Source organism: Pseudoalteromonas sp. SR41-1 (genome assembly GCF_014164015.1).
Taxonomy (GTDB): Bacteria; Pseudomonadota; Gammaproteobacteria; order Enterobacterales; family Alteromonadaceae; genus Pseudoalteromonas; species Pseudoalteromonas distincta.
In genome coordinates, this window is sequence record NZ_JACJEK010000032.1 from 1 (window position 1) to 14,267 (window position 14,267).

Here is a 14,267-nt window from a genome sequence, read left to right on the forward strand (position 1 = left end):
AAAAAACACCGCTTTGGGAAGACGTTCACGCTAACTACGAAACTGAAAATGAACGCATTCAGTTATCGAATTATCAGCGTGATCTTCAACTACGAAAAGTGAAATGATGTCTATGAATCACACATCTACAGCATGACTAGGCATCGCACAACATCAAGATTATTTTACTTTTTACTTTCGCCCTGCGTTTACTTTCAGTATATGTATTTTATAAAAGTTAAACGCATGGCGTATAGTTTATGACCCAAAAGGAGGTCTTTAAGTTAATAGTATCAAGTGTATAAATTAGCGTTTAAGGTTTCGCCTCAACATGCCACTTTCCAGGGCTTGTTAGATGATTTAATAATGGTCTATATAAACCAAATTGAGCTAAGTAATTATCTAATGTACCAGCTTTTGCTGCCAATCAACTGTGCGACCAGAATCCTTACCAACGGTAACGCCATAAGTTGCTTTTGCATCATCTAAAAATGCATTAATACGTTGTGAAATTTTTTTCCTTTCGGATCGAATATACTAGCCATCCTAACTCCTATTTATTGTTTAAACTAATTAAAATATATTGCTCGTAACTTCAAAGATTCTTTATCGAATCCTAAAATAACTATGTGCTCTACATCGCTTTGCCCACGAAGAAAAACCATAATATCAAGAGATTTCCAATGTTCATCAATACTATTAAATTCTTCGGTAAAATCTGAAATAGTGAACTGTTGCTTTATGGGTTCTTCACCTTCAATTTTAATAGGCTCTAATATTTTAAGTACATCGTTTAGCTCTTTGGCATTACTAGCTAGTAAAGTACTTTTTTTACCTAGTACAAAACCGTAACCGTCATCTGCAGTTTCCCATTCTTGCTTAGTAACTATAAAAGGAATTGAGGATGCATCAGCTAATAGAGATAAATTATTTATATTTATTGCATTACGAAGGAGAGTACTTTGCTTTTCTAGTGCTGGTGTATCTAGTTTATCTAAACACCCCGAGCTTAAGACTGCAAAAAGAGTGACAAATATAATGTTGACGAATTTAAGCATGAAATAAACATTCCTTTGATAGTTGATGAATACTATTTTAAAAAAGAGTCATCAAACAAAAATAACTTGGTTTATTTAGACATAAATTACATTATATTTAAATGTTTTTGAATTTTTAACTGTGTTTATATTTATTAAATTGAATGATTACCAAGCGTCGTTATTGTTAGGACAAGAGTATAAGTGGTAAAGCAATTTTGAAATGGCACCATGGTGTTTAGTTGGTGAGAATAAAAGACATTAAAAGCTATGTAGCATTATAAGAAAGGATAATTACTTTCGGCAACTTTATAAAAATCATTAATCATATCAATCAGTGAAAAGCAATGGAGTGATTATTGGTACATATGATGGTGGCGGTTATTACTTTTTATTTTCGCAAGAGTCTGAGCGCGCTGGTGAAGTAGGGCTATTTTTAACGGAAACCTACGGACAGGAAGTGTCTAAATTTAATACGTTCACTGATTATTTATCTTTTCTGGTTACGCATACTCCTGAGCCTGAGCTAGTTGATGTAGATTACGATAAAATAATGAATATAATTAAAGATTAATTCTGGTTTGAAAATAACCAATAAAAACAAATAGTATAACTAAGTCTTTAATTTAAATTAATGGGTTCTCCTAATGATGGGACAAATTATTACCACTCAAGTTAAAGTTGGAGCTTCAACAAGGTGCATGTGTAAACTAAATGCTGAACTAAGTTTATTTAAAAACGACAAATGAGTACCAAAACAATGATAGAGCGACACTACAATTAAACGCATATGGAATTAGCAATTAGATATTAATAGATTCGAGAAGTTATTCCATAGGCATTAATACTATTAAAACTAAAAACAGTGGTACTGTCCTTGAAAAAATTTAGCAAGCGTTAGATGCCTTTGCAGATTATGTAGTTGCTGAATTCGATCGCTCAGATCAATTGCGTTATCTCACGCGAAAAGAATTTGGTGCAGCAAATTTGAGTTTGTTATACGTGTTGATAAAACATTTCCAGTTGCTATTGATGGTGAAACCTTTGAGCTTACAGATGCTTATAAAACCTCGCATATAAACACAGGGCGTAGGAAAGCATTTTACAGCGCAGTGATTTTACGTGATCGCTCAGCAATCCATTCTTTGAGCGCAAGATGAATTGGTTGGTATAAACTAGGTACTTTTGCTAAGTATTTTAGCGGGGATTACCGTATCAACAAATTAATATGCTCTTAAATATTCTTTTGTAAATACTTATCGTTTAGTGCACCATGGTAGTGGTTGTTTATTATATCAATTTGAGATCTAAGCTAGTGAAAATCCGAAACAGTTACCCAAAACTATCCAATGAAAGAATCCTTGAAAAATTTTCTCAATATGATTTAGCTCCACCTAAAGAATATACAGACTTTTTAGAAAAGTATAATGGTGGTTACCCAGAAGTTGAATGTGAGTACATAGACGAAGATGATGGCGAATACACAATATCATTAGATTGTTTTTATGGCATTTGCGATATAGATACAAATATGTCTGTATTTGCCATTAGGGGTTTTTTAAGCAAAAGTATACCTAGTCAACTTTTAGCGATAGCGAGTGATGGTATTGGCAATAAAATTTGTTTAGGTATTGGCGGTGACTATTTTGGGAAAGTCTATTTTTGGAATAAAGACGATGAAGCACGCTTCCAAGAAGAGGAGAATTTCAATAACGTTGAGTTAATTACAAGTTCATTTGATTTGTTTTTATTATCTTTAGCTCCAGCCTGAAATAAGTAAACCAAATAACCAATAAATTTACGTTAATTAATCGGTTTCAAAACTAAATAGTTGCTTATGATTACTTTGCTTTGGTTTTAGTTATAGAGCTTATCAAAGCCGGGTTTTTCTAACTTTGAATATGTTTACACTGTGTAGGAATATCTGCATGGTTGTAAGTCATGCAGATATTTTAATCAATGATTAAAACTTCATTTCTATTTTACCGTACACGTAGCGTCCGTTAAATCCATACGGCGAGAAGCTAGAGTAAGCAAATAAACGTGAGAAGGTGGTTACATCGTCAACATTTTCACGGGTTGCATCTGGATAAACATCAAAAATGTTATTAGCCCCTAAGCTCAGCGATAAGTTTTCACTAAGCGAGTAGGCTACATCTAAGTCGGTTATCCATTTAGGCTTAAGTACTTCGTTACGTTCTGGGATATCTGAAGGGTCTTGAGTTTCGCCGTAACGTGTTGTTCTAAGCGTGGTGCGTATGTCGTCGTTAGTCCATGTTGCGCTTAAGTTGTACTTATTACGCGGTGTGCTTACTTCAAAACGACGCAGCTCAGTGCCTGAGAACAGGTTGTCTTGATCAAACCCAGCACCTTGCAGCTCTGCTGGTGGGTCGATAATATTTGTTACTTCATTTTTACCGTAGTTGTAACCTAGGTTAAAGGCTAAATCGCCATAACCATCAGTTGCTACATTATAAGAGGCAACCACATCAACACCACGGGTTTTGCTGTCAATTGCATTTAAGAAGAAACGACCTTGGTTAGCGCCTGTGCCTTGAAGTAAATCGGCAATAGCATCGCCCGATAAGTTGTTTGATAACACAATACGGTCATCAATTAATATTTGGTAGTAATCAACCGACAAGCTGAAATTAAAGTCGGTAGACCATGTAAAACCAACGCCGTAGTTAGTAGCTTCTTCTGCATCAAGACCAGGTGAGCCCAGTGCTTTTGCTACATCGCTGCTTGGTGCGAACGTACCTGTTTCGGTTGGTTCGCCATCAACAAATACAGTGGCCACTGAGGTAAAGTATTGCTGTTGTAACGACGGTGCTCTAAAGCCAGTTGATACAGAGGCGCGCAGCGCTAAGTCTTCAGTTAATGAATAACGAGTCGCAACTTTACCGTTAAGTGTATCGCCAAAGTCTGAGTAATCTTCATAACGGGCGGCAACCGCTAAATTCCAATCGTCGGTTAGGTAGGTTTCAAGGTCTATATACAAGCTCACGTTATGGCGGCTATTATCGCCCTCTGATTCGGGTGTAAACCCCGGGAATACTTGTGCGCCCGCTGCGCCAAATGGGCCATCAACTGGGTCGGTTACTGCGCCTCCTGGGCCAAATTTTCCTTGTGCATATGATGCTTCTTCGCCTGCATATATTTGGTATCCTTCGCGGCGATACTCAGCACCTACAGCTACACTTACCGAGCTTTCTAAAAAGCTGACGTCTACTTCGCGACTAAAATCAACGTTTAAGGTAAGTTGATCGTAAGTAAGTGTTCCTGCATCAAAGCTTGTTTGGCTAGTCGGGCCGTATGAGGTATTTAAACTATTTATTACACCAAACTCAAATGCATCTTGACCATATACGGCCGATACATCGTAATTCCATTCACTTACAAAACCTTTAGCGCCAAGTGCCAGTGAAAAGTCATCTATGTCTGAGGTGATAACAGGTAAAAAGCCATCAGGGTAAACTTCTTCTATATTACGGCTATCGCTTGCACGGCGATAAAAACCACCGCCTTCGCCTTCGCGTTTGCTGTAAGAGCCAAACGAATATAAATCGACCTCATTTGTTAACTGGTAACCTGCGTTATAAAACACTGAAAAGTCTTCTACATCGCCATTACCAAAGTTATGGTTATATCGATTTACGGTAAGTTCACGTGGGTCGAGAGAGCCATCATCTAATCGTGCGTAGTTTTCACGATTATCGTAGTCAGAGCGGTTAGTTGAATGGCGGTCGCGGTATTCTGTTGAAATGTTTAAAAAGCCATTATCGCCAAGTTCAAAACCCATATTACCTTGCAGCGTTAGTGTTTGGCCGTCTGTTAAAGAGCGATCGCCCCCTTCGGTAAAGGCTAAATTGCCATCACTGCCTTCAGATACAGACTCAAGCTGTGGTACACCGTCCATTTCGGTTACGTTAGCACCATATATAGCCGCCACTGAGCCACCGCTGCTGGCACTTTTAAGCACAATATTAATAACACCGGCTATAGCATCAGAGCCATATTGGGCTGCTGCGCCATCACGTAATACTTCAATGCGGTCGATAGCATTTGCTGGAATTGCATTTAAATCAACTGATGATGAACCACGACCCGTTGAGCCATTTAAGTTAAGTAATGCATTACTGTGGCGGCGTTTACCATTAACAAGCACTAAAGTGTGATCGGGTGCTAAACCACGAAGTTGAGCAGGGCGTACATGGTCACTACCATCAGTAAGTGATGCTTGCGGGAAGTTAAAGCTAGGTAATAAATTGCTAAGTAGGGCATTCGTTTCAGTAAAGCCTGAGTTTTTAAGTGCATCTGCACCAATTATATCGATGGGTACTGCACTGTCTTCTACTGTACGGCCTAATCGGCGAGAGCCAATTACGCTTATTTGTTCGATGTTTTCTTCTGCTTTGGTGTCTTGCTCTGCAGCATTTACTGAGAGCGAACCAAGTAGCGCAGCTGATGCACTCATGGCGAGTAATATTTGTGGTACCGACTGCTGTAATTTAAATAACGGTTTTCTATTCATGCTGTATTTCCCCATACCCATTGAATTATTTTAGTTTTGTACAAAAAGATAAAGATTAAATCTCTTTGTTACCTTGAACATATACTTAATTAACAAAGCCAGTCAATTGAATAACATTCAATTAATTTAAGGGTTTTTATAATTACATTTGGTTGTTTTTTATAATGACCATTGTTTTAGTTATATAGCGAAGGTAATTGCTAAGTAATTGATGGATAATGAATTATATTTAAAAATTAAATTTAACGTTTAATTAACTGGTAAGATGAGGTTGGTAGGTTTAACTAATTATTTGTAGGAAGCCATTTTTATTGGGCTGGCAATAAACAACTGTTGAGCTATAAATATTTTTAAAAATATAAAATAAAAATACACCCATTAAATGTTAACTAAATTAACATTTAATGGGTGTATTATAAATTATGTACTACTTATTAGAACCTATACTTTAAAGCATGAAGTAATTTTGTTTTTATAAGTAATTGGTATAAAAAAGAGTGCTAGAAATAGTGTTAAAATTTAATTTTTCCAATAAGTATGTCTTTAAACATTACCCAATCTCCCCACAAACTGTAAAAAGGGTGTTTAAAAGTAGCAGGGCGGTTTTTTTCAAAAAAGAAATGTCCGACCCACGCAAACCCATATCCAATAACAGGTAATAGCCACAATAAACTGTAGTGTTGTTTTAATAATGCTATTGCGATTACAACAAGAACGAGGGTGCTTCCTATAAAATGTAAGCGGCGGCAAGTCACGTTGCGGTGCTCTTTTAAATAATAAGGATAGAAAGCTTTAAAGCTTTTAAACGTGGGGTTTGTACTTTGCATAGTGTGCTCTTTTATTGTTTTTTATTTTAATGAGGGTCGTGCTATTAAAGCGTAAGTTTACATTTGTTTACAGCGATAAATGGCGCTTAACGCATCTAAATAGACAAAAGGGCTAAAAGTTAATAACTTAGGTGCACTATTAATAAATAAGAATGGAACTCGGGATGTTTAAACATACTCTAGCGTGTGCTGTAATTGTAGCGCTTAGCGGCTGTTCAGAGCCAACTAATACGGTAACTCAAGAAGAAGTAAAAGCACCTATGAAGCAAGTTAACGCAGTTATATACCCAGAAACAAAAAAAGGCGATGTAGTAGATACCTACTTTGAAGAAGCCGTTAGCGACCCATATCGTTGGCTTGAAGATGATATGAGCAGAGAGACTGCCGATTGGGTTAAAACGCAAAACAATTTAACGTTTTCTTATTTAGAACAAATTCCTTATCGCGATAAGTTAAAGCAGCGCCTTGAAAAACTAATGAATTACGAAAAAATAGGCCCTCCTTTTACTGAAGGCGATTACACCTATTTTTATAAAAACGATGGTCTGCAAAATCAATATGTTTTGTACCGCAGTAAAGGTGGCGGCGACGTTGAAGTATTTTTAGATCCAAACAAGTTTAGTGAAGATGGTACGACGTCTATGTCAGGTTTATCGTTTTCAAAAGATGGTTCATTGCTCGCATATCAAATATCTGAAGGTGGCAGCGATTGGCGTAAAATTATTGTTATTGATGCACATACTAAAAAGCAAGTTGAAGAAGCGCTTGTTGACGTTAAATTTAGTGGCATTGATTGGTTAGGTAACGAGGGCTTTTATTATTCAAGTTACGAAAAACCTAAAGGCAGTGAGCTGTCGGCTAAAACAGATCAGCATAAAGCGTATTACCATAAGCTAGGTACTGCACAATCTGCAGATAGTGTTGTATTTGGTGAAACTGATGAGCAAAAACATCGCTATGTAGGCGCTGATGTAACCCATGACGGCCACTACTTACTTATTTCGGCAAGTACGTCTACTTCAGGCAACAAGCTGTTTATAAAAGATCTAACAAAAGAAAACAGTGAGTTTGTAACGGTTGTTGGAAATACTGATTCAGATACATCAGTTATTGATAACGAAGGCAGCAAGCTGTTTTTAGTTACTAACCTTAATGCACCAAACAAAAAAGTAGTGACGGTTGATGCAAGTAACCCAAGCCCTGAAAATTGGGTTGATTTAATTCCTGAAACCAAAAACGTACTAAATCTTACAAAAGGCGGCGATACCTTTTTTGCCAACTACATGGTTGACGCGATTTCGCAGGTAAAACAGTACAACAAAAAAGGCGAGCTAATTCGCGAAATTACATTGCCAGGCGTGGGTACAGCACGTGGTTTTGGCGGTAAAAAAGATCAAACAACGCTTTATTATTCGTTCACTAACTACAAAACACCAGGTACTACTTATACGTTTGATGTAGCTACGGGTGAATCGGGTGTTTATCGTAAATCGGCTATTGATTTTAATAGTGATGATTACACGTCTGAGCAGGTGTTTTACACATCAAAAGACGGTACTAAAATACCGATGGTAATTACCTATAAAACAGGCATTAAGCTTGATGGATCTAACCCTACAATTTTATACGGTTACGGTGGTTTTAATATTAGTTTAACGCCAAGCTTTAGCCCCGTTAATGCAGTATGGCTTGAGCAAGGTGGTGTGTACGCCGTTGCTAATATTCGCGGTGGTGGTGAGTACGGTAAAGACTGGCACAATGCAGGCACTAAATTGCAAAAGCAAAATGTGTTTGACGACTTTATTGCCGCAGCTGAGTATTTAAAAGATAAAAAGTACACATCTAAAAAGCGCTTAGCACTTCGCGGTGGATCTAATGGTGGTTTGTTAGTTGGCGCAGTAATGACGCAGCGCCCAGACTTATTTCAAGTGGCTCTACCTGCTGTAGGTGTACTTGATATGCTGCGCTACCATACATTTACTGCGGGCGCTGGTTGGGCATACGACTACGGTACCAGTGAGCAAAGTAAAGAAATGTTTGAATACATTAAAGGTTATTCACCACTTCATAATGTAAAAGCAGGTGTTGAGTATCCAGCGACTATGATCACAACTGGCGATCATGATGACCGCGTTGTCCCTTCGCATTCGTTTAAGTTTGCCGCTGAGCTTCAAGCAAAACAAACGGGTAATAATCCAACGCTTATTCGCATAGAAACCAATGCGGGGCATGGCGCAGGTACACCAACGAGTAAAACAATTGAGCAGTACGCTGATATATTTGGTTTTACGCTATATAACATGGGCGTAGAGTCGTTATAAAAGCGCTTTAACAAAATAGCTAACTTTAATAGCTGAGCAAAAAGGCCGAGTAAATTAAATTTACTCGGCCTTTTCAATGTTTGCTAGTTAGCAGTTAGCTACTGCATAGGTGAAAACAATCGTTGGTATGTTTTATAGGCGTACTCGTCGGTCATTCCACCCAAATAATCGCAAATTATACGCATCCCTTGGTTTTGCTTTTGCGCTTCTATGTATTGTGCTTGTGTTGTTTCGGGCAATAAACGCAGCGGATCGCTAGCAAACGCGGTAAATAACTCTATTAGTAAGTTTTGACCTTTGAACTCTATTTGCTGCATTTCGGGGTTACGTATTAAGCGTTGAAACACAAAATGCTTCAGTATTTGCAATACACTGTCGTATTGGGCATCTAATTTAGCGGTGTACTTTAAAATAGGGCATTCAAAGTTATTGTTTTGTATATCCAAATGTATATGAATAATAAAGGTATTAACCAGCTCACCTATGGCATCTTTTCGCTCATAATCATTTTTTGAAAACAAGCGCTGGGTGAGTGACTCAAGCATGGCGTTTAGCCAGTCAAAGTTTAGTGCTTTTAAATGGGGCAGAGCATGAGTTTGCCAATCGTCTAATGTGAGTACGTGGGTTGCAATGGCATCTTCTAAGTCGTGTACTGCGTATGCTATATCGTCGGCATGCTCCATTATGGCGCTGTCGAGCGATTTATAAGTTGTTTTAGCGCGGTACTTATCAATAGCGGCATGGTTACCTAACAATGTTTTATCGTTTTGACTCAGTGGTTCTACTATCCAATTAAATATGGCTGCGTCGTCGTTGTATAACCCTTTGGCTGGTCGCCAATCATCCGCTTTTATAAATGCACGACCGGTTGTGGCATCGGGAATGGTATGCCAAAGCGTATTAATAAACGCGGGGTATTTTATAAAACCTAACAAAGTACGACGAGTTAGGTTCATACCGTGGCCATTACTGTAGGGCTCAAGTTTTGCAACTATGCGCAGTGTTTGTGCGTTACCTTCAAAACCACCGTGATCGCGCATCATATAATTTAGCGCTATTTCGCCACCATGGCCAAAGGGTGGATGGCCAATATCGTGCGCCAAACACAATGTTTCGAGCAGTCCAGTTGATGGAAAGTGCGTAAAGTCGCTATGTTGCGCTTTTAAATGGCGCAATATGCCGGTACCAATTTGCGATACTTCTAAAGAGTGGGTAAGGCGAGTGCGGTAAAAGTCGTTTAGGCCAATGCCCATAATTTGGGTTTTAGCTTGCAAACGCCTAAATGCTGCGGCATGAATAATACGCGAACGGTCGACCTGCCACGGCGAGCGGTTATCGTTAGGACGATGTTTATATTGCTCTATTATTCGGCTTTGCCATTGTTTATCCATACTGCTTACTCACACATAGTTAATATTATTAAACTTTGCTCAGTATACCCATGGACTTATAAATTGCGAATGAACAAATGCACTACATAGGCTCTGTTTTATCTAAAACCAAATAAACTGCTGAAAATTCAACCGTAAAAGGTCATCAAACCCCAGTTATTCGCGTTTATAAAGTGGCTTAGGTATAATGCGCCTTCGTATGCTTGTGTATTAACCATGCATAGTTGTTGTTTCAAAGAGAGAATACATGTTAAAAACGATTTTTAAGCTTTTACTAACCGTGTTTTTTGTATGGGCGCTTGCATATCCGTTTATACAAAATGATGATGTTGAGCTAGATGAACAAACGTCAGAACAACCAAAAAAAGTGAAGAAAAAAGAAAAACCATTACATAATGTAAAACTGCCAAAGTTTTCAGAATTTAGTGATGTTAAAGAAAAAAAACATGCATTTTTTAGCTTTATTCGTCCGCACGTTGAAGCCGAAAACAAAAAAATATTACAGCAACGCGCTAAGCTTGAAATAGCACGCATGATGCTACAAAACGAATTACCTTTAGAAAAAAAGCAAAGCAAAGATATTGCAGCAATATTAAAGTCGTACGGCTTACCAACCACCATTGATACGCTAATACTTACGCAAGCACTACGCCGTGTTGATATAATCCCTAAAGAATTAGCGCTTATGCAAGCTGCAAATGAATCGGCGTGGGGCACATCGCGTTTTGCACGTATTGGCCTTAACTTTTTTGGTCAGTGGTGTTACACAAAAGGTTGTGGCATGGTACCAAAACGCCGTAATACTGGAGCTGCACACGAAGTTGCTGCGTTTAAATCGGTAAGAGCTGCTATAAACTCTTATTTTAAAAACATAAATACGCATCCTGCTTATAAAGATTTGCGCGCAATACGTGAAAACTTACGTCTTGAGCAAAAACCAATTTTAGCGACTGAACTTACACATGGTTTAATGTCTTACTCTGAGCGCGGTGAAGCGTATATAGAAGAGCTAAACACGATGATTAGCCAAAATAGAGCCTACTTTGATGAATAAATACATTTTTAATTGCACCAACGCCATTGCGTTAGTGCTGCTGGGCATGAGTGCATTTAATGTTAATGCAAGAGAATTTGTGATGTCGTATGACGGTTTTTATGACCGATTAAAAGTTGTTAACAAAGGCGACTTTCAATATGCGCGAGTTAATTTTTATATAAGTGATATAGCAACTAACGAAGCGTGCGCAATAAAAAGCGGCACTATTTTAACTGAAAGAAACGAGTACCCACTTAACTTTACCGATAAAGCACAGCTATTATTACCGTTCGATAAGCAACTTGATACAGATAAAGCTGTTATTGTGGTGCAGCCACAAAATCCAGATCATGATTGCCAATTAAAACTTCAAATAGAAGCAAACGAACTTGAAGATTTAACGTTTTCAAAGCAGTCGTTATATACCATTAACGAAGAACTTGATGAGCTGTTAACTGATTTATCGGGCTTTTTTGTAAGTAAATTAATGTGGTTTTTATTACCAGAGCAAAAGGGCGTAGCAGTTACATTTAAAAGCCCAATGCAATTTGATGATGAAAATATAACGTGTGAAAAGTCAGTGTGTTATTTTGCAGTTGAAGATAGCTGGGAGGATGATAGCGCAGTGCTTGGCGATATATCGAACGTTATTAAAGTAACGCCTTGGATTGTTAAGTAGCTCACATATAAAAAGCGGCATTTAGCCGCTTTTTTGTACCAAAATTAGTATTCGCTTTTAGTCTTTATTTGATAAGTGGTGCAGATGAATCGCGCTGCATTAAAGTAGGTTCAAAAAAGCGATTTATAACAAGGTTTTTATTTTGATAAACATCTTTAAGCACTAATTTAGCAGCCATTTCGCCCATTTTTCCGATCGGATTATCTATGGTCGTGAGTGTAGGGTACAGGTAGTTTGCAAAAATAACGTTATCAAATCCAACAATCGATAAGTCGTTTGGTAAATTATAACCGTGCTCTCGAGCATATTTCATAGCACCGGAAGCCATTTCGTCATTGGCGCATACCAGTGCAGTAAAGCTAAGTTTTTCATCAATAAAATGTTTTAAGCCTTTACTACCACCGGTTTCGTTAAAGTCCCCAATGTAATAAAGCGCAGGATCAAATTTAATACCAGCCTCTGTGAGTGCTTGTTTATGACCCTCTAAGCGGTTAAAAGCATCGGCTTTAAACTGCGGACCTGCAATGTACGCTATTTGTGTATGGCCTTGATTTAATATCGATTTAGTGGCTAGGTAGCCACCTAATTGATTATCTAGGCTGATACAGTTGTCTTTTAATTGCTCTACGTAACGGCTCATTAAATAAACGGGCGTAGAGCCTTTACTTAGTTTTATTAGGTAGTCGTCTGAAACGGCTTCAACGTGCAAAATAATAGCATCGCAGCGTCTGCTAATTAAAAATTCAATGCCTTCTTGTTCTTTGTCTTCTTCACTGTGCCCGGTGGTAATAATAACGTGTTTACCCGCAGCACGAAGCTCCGACTCAATACCTGCCATCATTTGGGCAAAGAAAGGACCATGTAACTCAGATACTAAAATACCGACACTGTTAGTACAGTTAGAGGCTAAAGATTGCGCTATTGAGTTAGGCTTGTAGCCAAGCTGCTCCATGGCATCAAGCACTTTTTGTTTGGTTTTATCGCTTACACGGGTATTTTTGTTCATCACGCGAGAAACGGTGGCTAACGATACGCCCGCAAGCTCTGAGACTTGATAAATTGTTGCCATGTTATTTGTTCACTCGCTTATCCTAAACTACTTCGGCTAAATAATACCTTAGAGTATATATCTTAACTAGCTGTTAGTTTAGATTGTATATTTTCAACAACCTGATTAGTCAGTGTATATTTTTTCATTATGTAGGCAACAAATAAAGATCCAAAAGCAGGTAACACAGTAAATGAAAGTAAAATACCGTGTTGAGTATCAAGTGTTTGTACTACATCGGCCTGATAACTGTAAAAAGATAACAACCAGCCTGCAATTGCGCCGCCTACCGCCACGCCCATTTTAATAAAAAATATGACGCCTGAATAAACTAAACCCGTAATGCGTACACCTGTTTTTTCATGCCCGTAATCTATGGTGTCGGCCATTTTTGCCCACAACAAAGGGGTTGCCATATCTAAAAAGAATTTCCATAAAATAAAGGCAGTAAATGCGAGTACTAATTGATCTTTACTAATAAAGTAACTAAAACCACAAATAGCGGCGGCAATAACTTGTAAGCTTATATAGGCTTTTATTTTACAAAAGCGCTTTGCAAGCGGTTGAGCTAAAGCACACCCTAGCATGCTTGCTGCAACGCCTAGTGTCATAAATAAGGTGATTAAATCGTCTCGACCTAAATAGTATTTTACGTAGTAAACAGCAAGCGTAAGCCTTAATACTTGACCGGTAAGTAAAAAAAACGCAGCTAAGCAAAGTGTTCGCCATTGATCGTTTTTAATTAATGCTTTAACACTTTGGGCAAAAGGAATGTTTTGCTCTTTTGGCTGTTGTATACGCTCTTTTGTGCCTAAAAAACAAAGTAAAAAAAGTACAAAGCCTAAAATGCTCATTGCAGTCATGGTGTATTGATAGCCCTTAGCTGCATCGCCTTGGCCAAAGTACTCAACCATTGGCATAGTACAACCCGCTACTATTACGCCGCCTAACATACCAAATACAAACCGGTAAGACTGAATAGTCACGCGCTCTTTTACATCTGCAGTAAGTACACCGCCCAGTGCACAATAAGGAATATTGATAGCGGTGTAAGCCACCATAAGAAGTGTGTAAGTAGTAAAGGCGTAAATTATTTTATCGGTGCCTTCTAAATCAGGCGTAGTAAACGCTAAAATACTAATAATGGCAAAAGGAAGTGAAAGCCAAAGTAGGTAGGGGCGAAAGTGCCCCCAGCGCGTATGTGTTTTGTCAGCAAGGTTGCCCATTAATGGGTCGGTTACGGCATCAAAAATACGTACTGCTAAAAACATAGTACCGACAACAGCGGGTGATAAACCCACTACGTCTGTGTAGTACAGCATTAAAAACATCATAACTGTTTGAAAAATAATATTACTGGCGGTGTCGCCTAAGCCATACGCTATTTTTTCTTTTACACTGACCATGATTATTTA

11 protein-coding genes are annotated in these 14,267 nt (G+C 38.2%); 5 read left to right on the forward strand and 6 right to left on the reverse strand.

The features are described 5' to 3' along the window. Nucleotides 1-548 precede the first annotated feature (548 nt). Complete coding sequence (locus H5118_RS19565; protein WP_182738893.1) at nt 549-1,037, reverse strand: hypothetical protein; 489 nt, start codon at nt 1,035-1,037, stop codon at nt 549-551. 331 nt (nt 1,038-1,368) lie between these two features. Between H5118_RS19565 and H5118_RS19570 the strand changes: the two genes are divergently transcribed. Together H5118_RS19570 and H5118_RS19575 are read left to right on the forward strand one after the other, a co-directional pair. After that, nucleotides 1,369-1,590, forward strand: coding sequence for a hypothetical protein (locus tag H5118_RS19570; RefSeq protein ID WP_182749829.1), 222 nt, complete (start codon nt 1,369-1,371; stop codon nt 1,588-1,590). Nucleotides 1,591-2,331: 741 nt separating this feature from the next. Further along, nucleotides 2,332-2,787, forward strand: a complete 456-nt coding sequence (locus H5118_RS19575) for an SMI1/KNR4 family protein (RefSeq protein ID WP_182749831.1) — start codon at nt 2,332-2,334, stop codon at nt 2,785-2,787. A gap of 192 nt (nt 2,788-2,979) precedes the next feature. Here the strand turns inward: H5118_RS19575 and H5118_RS19580 are convergent, their stop codons facing one another. Continuing rightward, the gene (locus tag H5118_RS19580; protein ID WP_182749833.1) at nt 2,980-5,550 is read right to left on the reverse strand and encodes a TonB-dependent siderophore receptor; all 2,571 of its coding nucleotides are present in this window, start codon (nt 5,548-5,550) and stop codon (nt 2,980-2,982) included. A 512-nt stretch (nt 5,551-6,062) separates the two neighbouring features. Beyond that, nucleotides 6,063-6,377, reverse strand: a complete 315-nt coding sequence (locus H5118_RS19585; protein ID WP_182720447.1) for a DUF962 domain-containing protein — start codon at nt 6,375-6,377, stop codon at nt 6,063-6,065. Between the two features lie 164 nt (nt 6,378-6,541). Here H5118_RS19585 and H5118_RS19590 point away from each other — a divergent pair, with 164 nt between their 5' ends. Continuing rightward, nucleotides 6,542-8,698, forward strand: a complete 2,157-nt coding sequence (locus tag H5118_RS19590; protein WP_182749835.1) for a prolyl oligopeptidase family protein — start codon at nt 6,542-6,544, stop codon at nt 8,696-8,698. Between the two features lie 98 nt (nt 8,699-8,796). Here H5118_RS19590 and H5118_RS19595 read toward each other — a convergent pair whose 3' ends face one another. Then, nucleotides 8,797-10,089, reverse strand: a complete 1,293-nt coding sequence (locus H5118_RS19595; protein WP_182749837.1) for an anti-phage deoxyguanosine triphosphatase — start codon at nt 10,087-10,089, stop codon at nt 8,797-8,799. 247 nt (nt 10,090-10,336) lie between these two features. Between H5118_RS19595 and H5118_RS19600 the strand changes: the two genes are divergently transcribed. Beyond that, complete coding sequence (locus H5118_RS19600; RefSeq protein WP_024606443.1) at nt 10,337-11,143, forward strand: glucosaminidase domain-containing protein; 807 nt, start codon at nt 10,337-10,339, stop codon at nt 11,141-11,143. Next, nucleotides 11,136-11,804 carry a DUF2987 domain-containing protein gene (locus H5118_RS19605; RefSeq protein WP_259398012.1) on the forward strand — a complete coding sequence of 223 codons (669 nt, stop codon included), beginning with the start codon at nt 11,136-11,138 and terminating at the stop codon, nt 11,802-11,804. Before H5118_RS19600 ends, H5118_RS19605 begins: the two co-directional genes overlap by 8 nt. Nucleotides 11,805-11,868: 64 nt before the next feature. Here H5118_RS19605 and H5118_RS19610 read toward each other — a convergent pair whose 3' ends face one another. Together H5118_RS19610 and H5118_RS19615 are read right to left on the reverse strand one after the other, a co-directional pair. Then, nucleotides 11,869-12,873, reverse strand: a complete 1,005-nt coding sequence (locus tag H5118_RS19610; protein ID WP_002959786.1) for a LacI family DNA-binding transcriptional regulator — start codon at nt 12,871-12,873, stop codon at nt 11,869-11,871. Nucleotides 12,874-12,935: 62 nt separating this feature from the next. After that, nucleotides 12,936-14,258, reverse strand: coding sequence for a glycoside-pentoside-hexuronide (GPH):cation symporter (locus tag H5118_RS19615; RefSeq protein ID WP_182720449.1), 1,323 nt, complete (start codon nt 14,256-14,258; stop codon nt 12,936-12,938). Nucleotides 14,259-14,267: the final 9 nt, after the last annotated feature.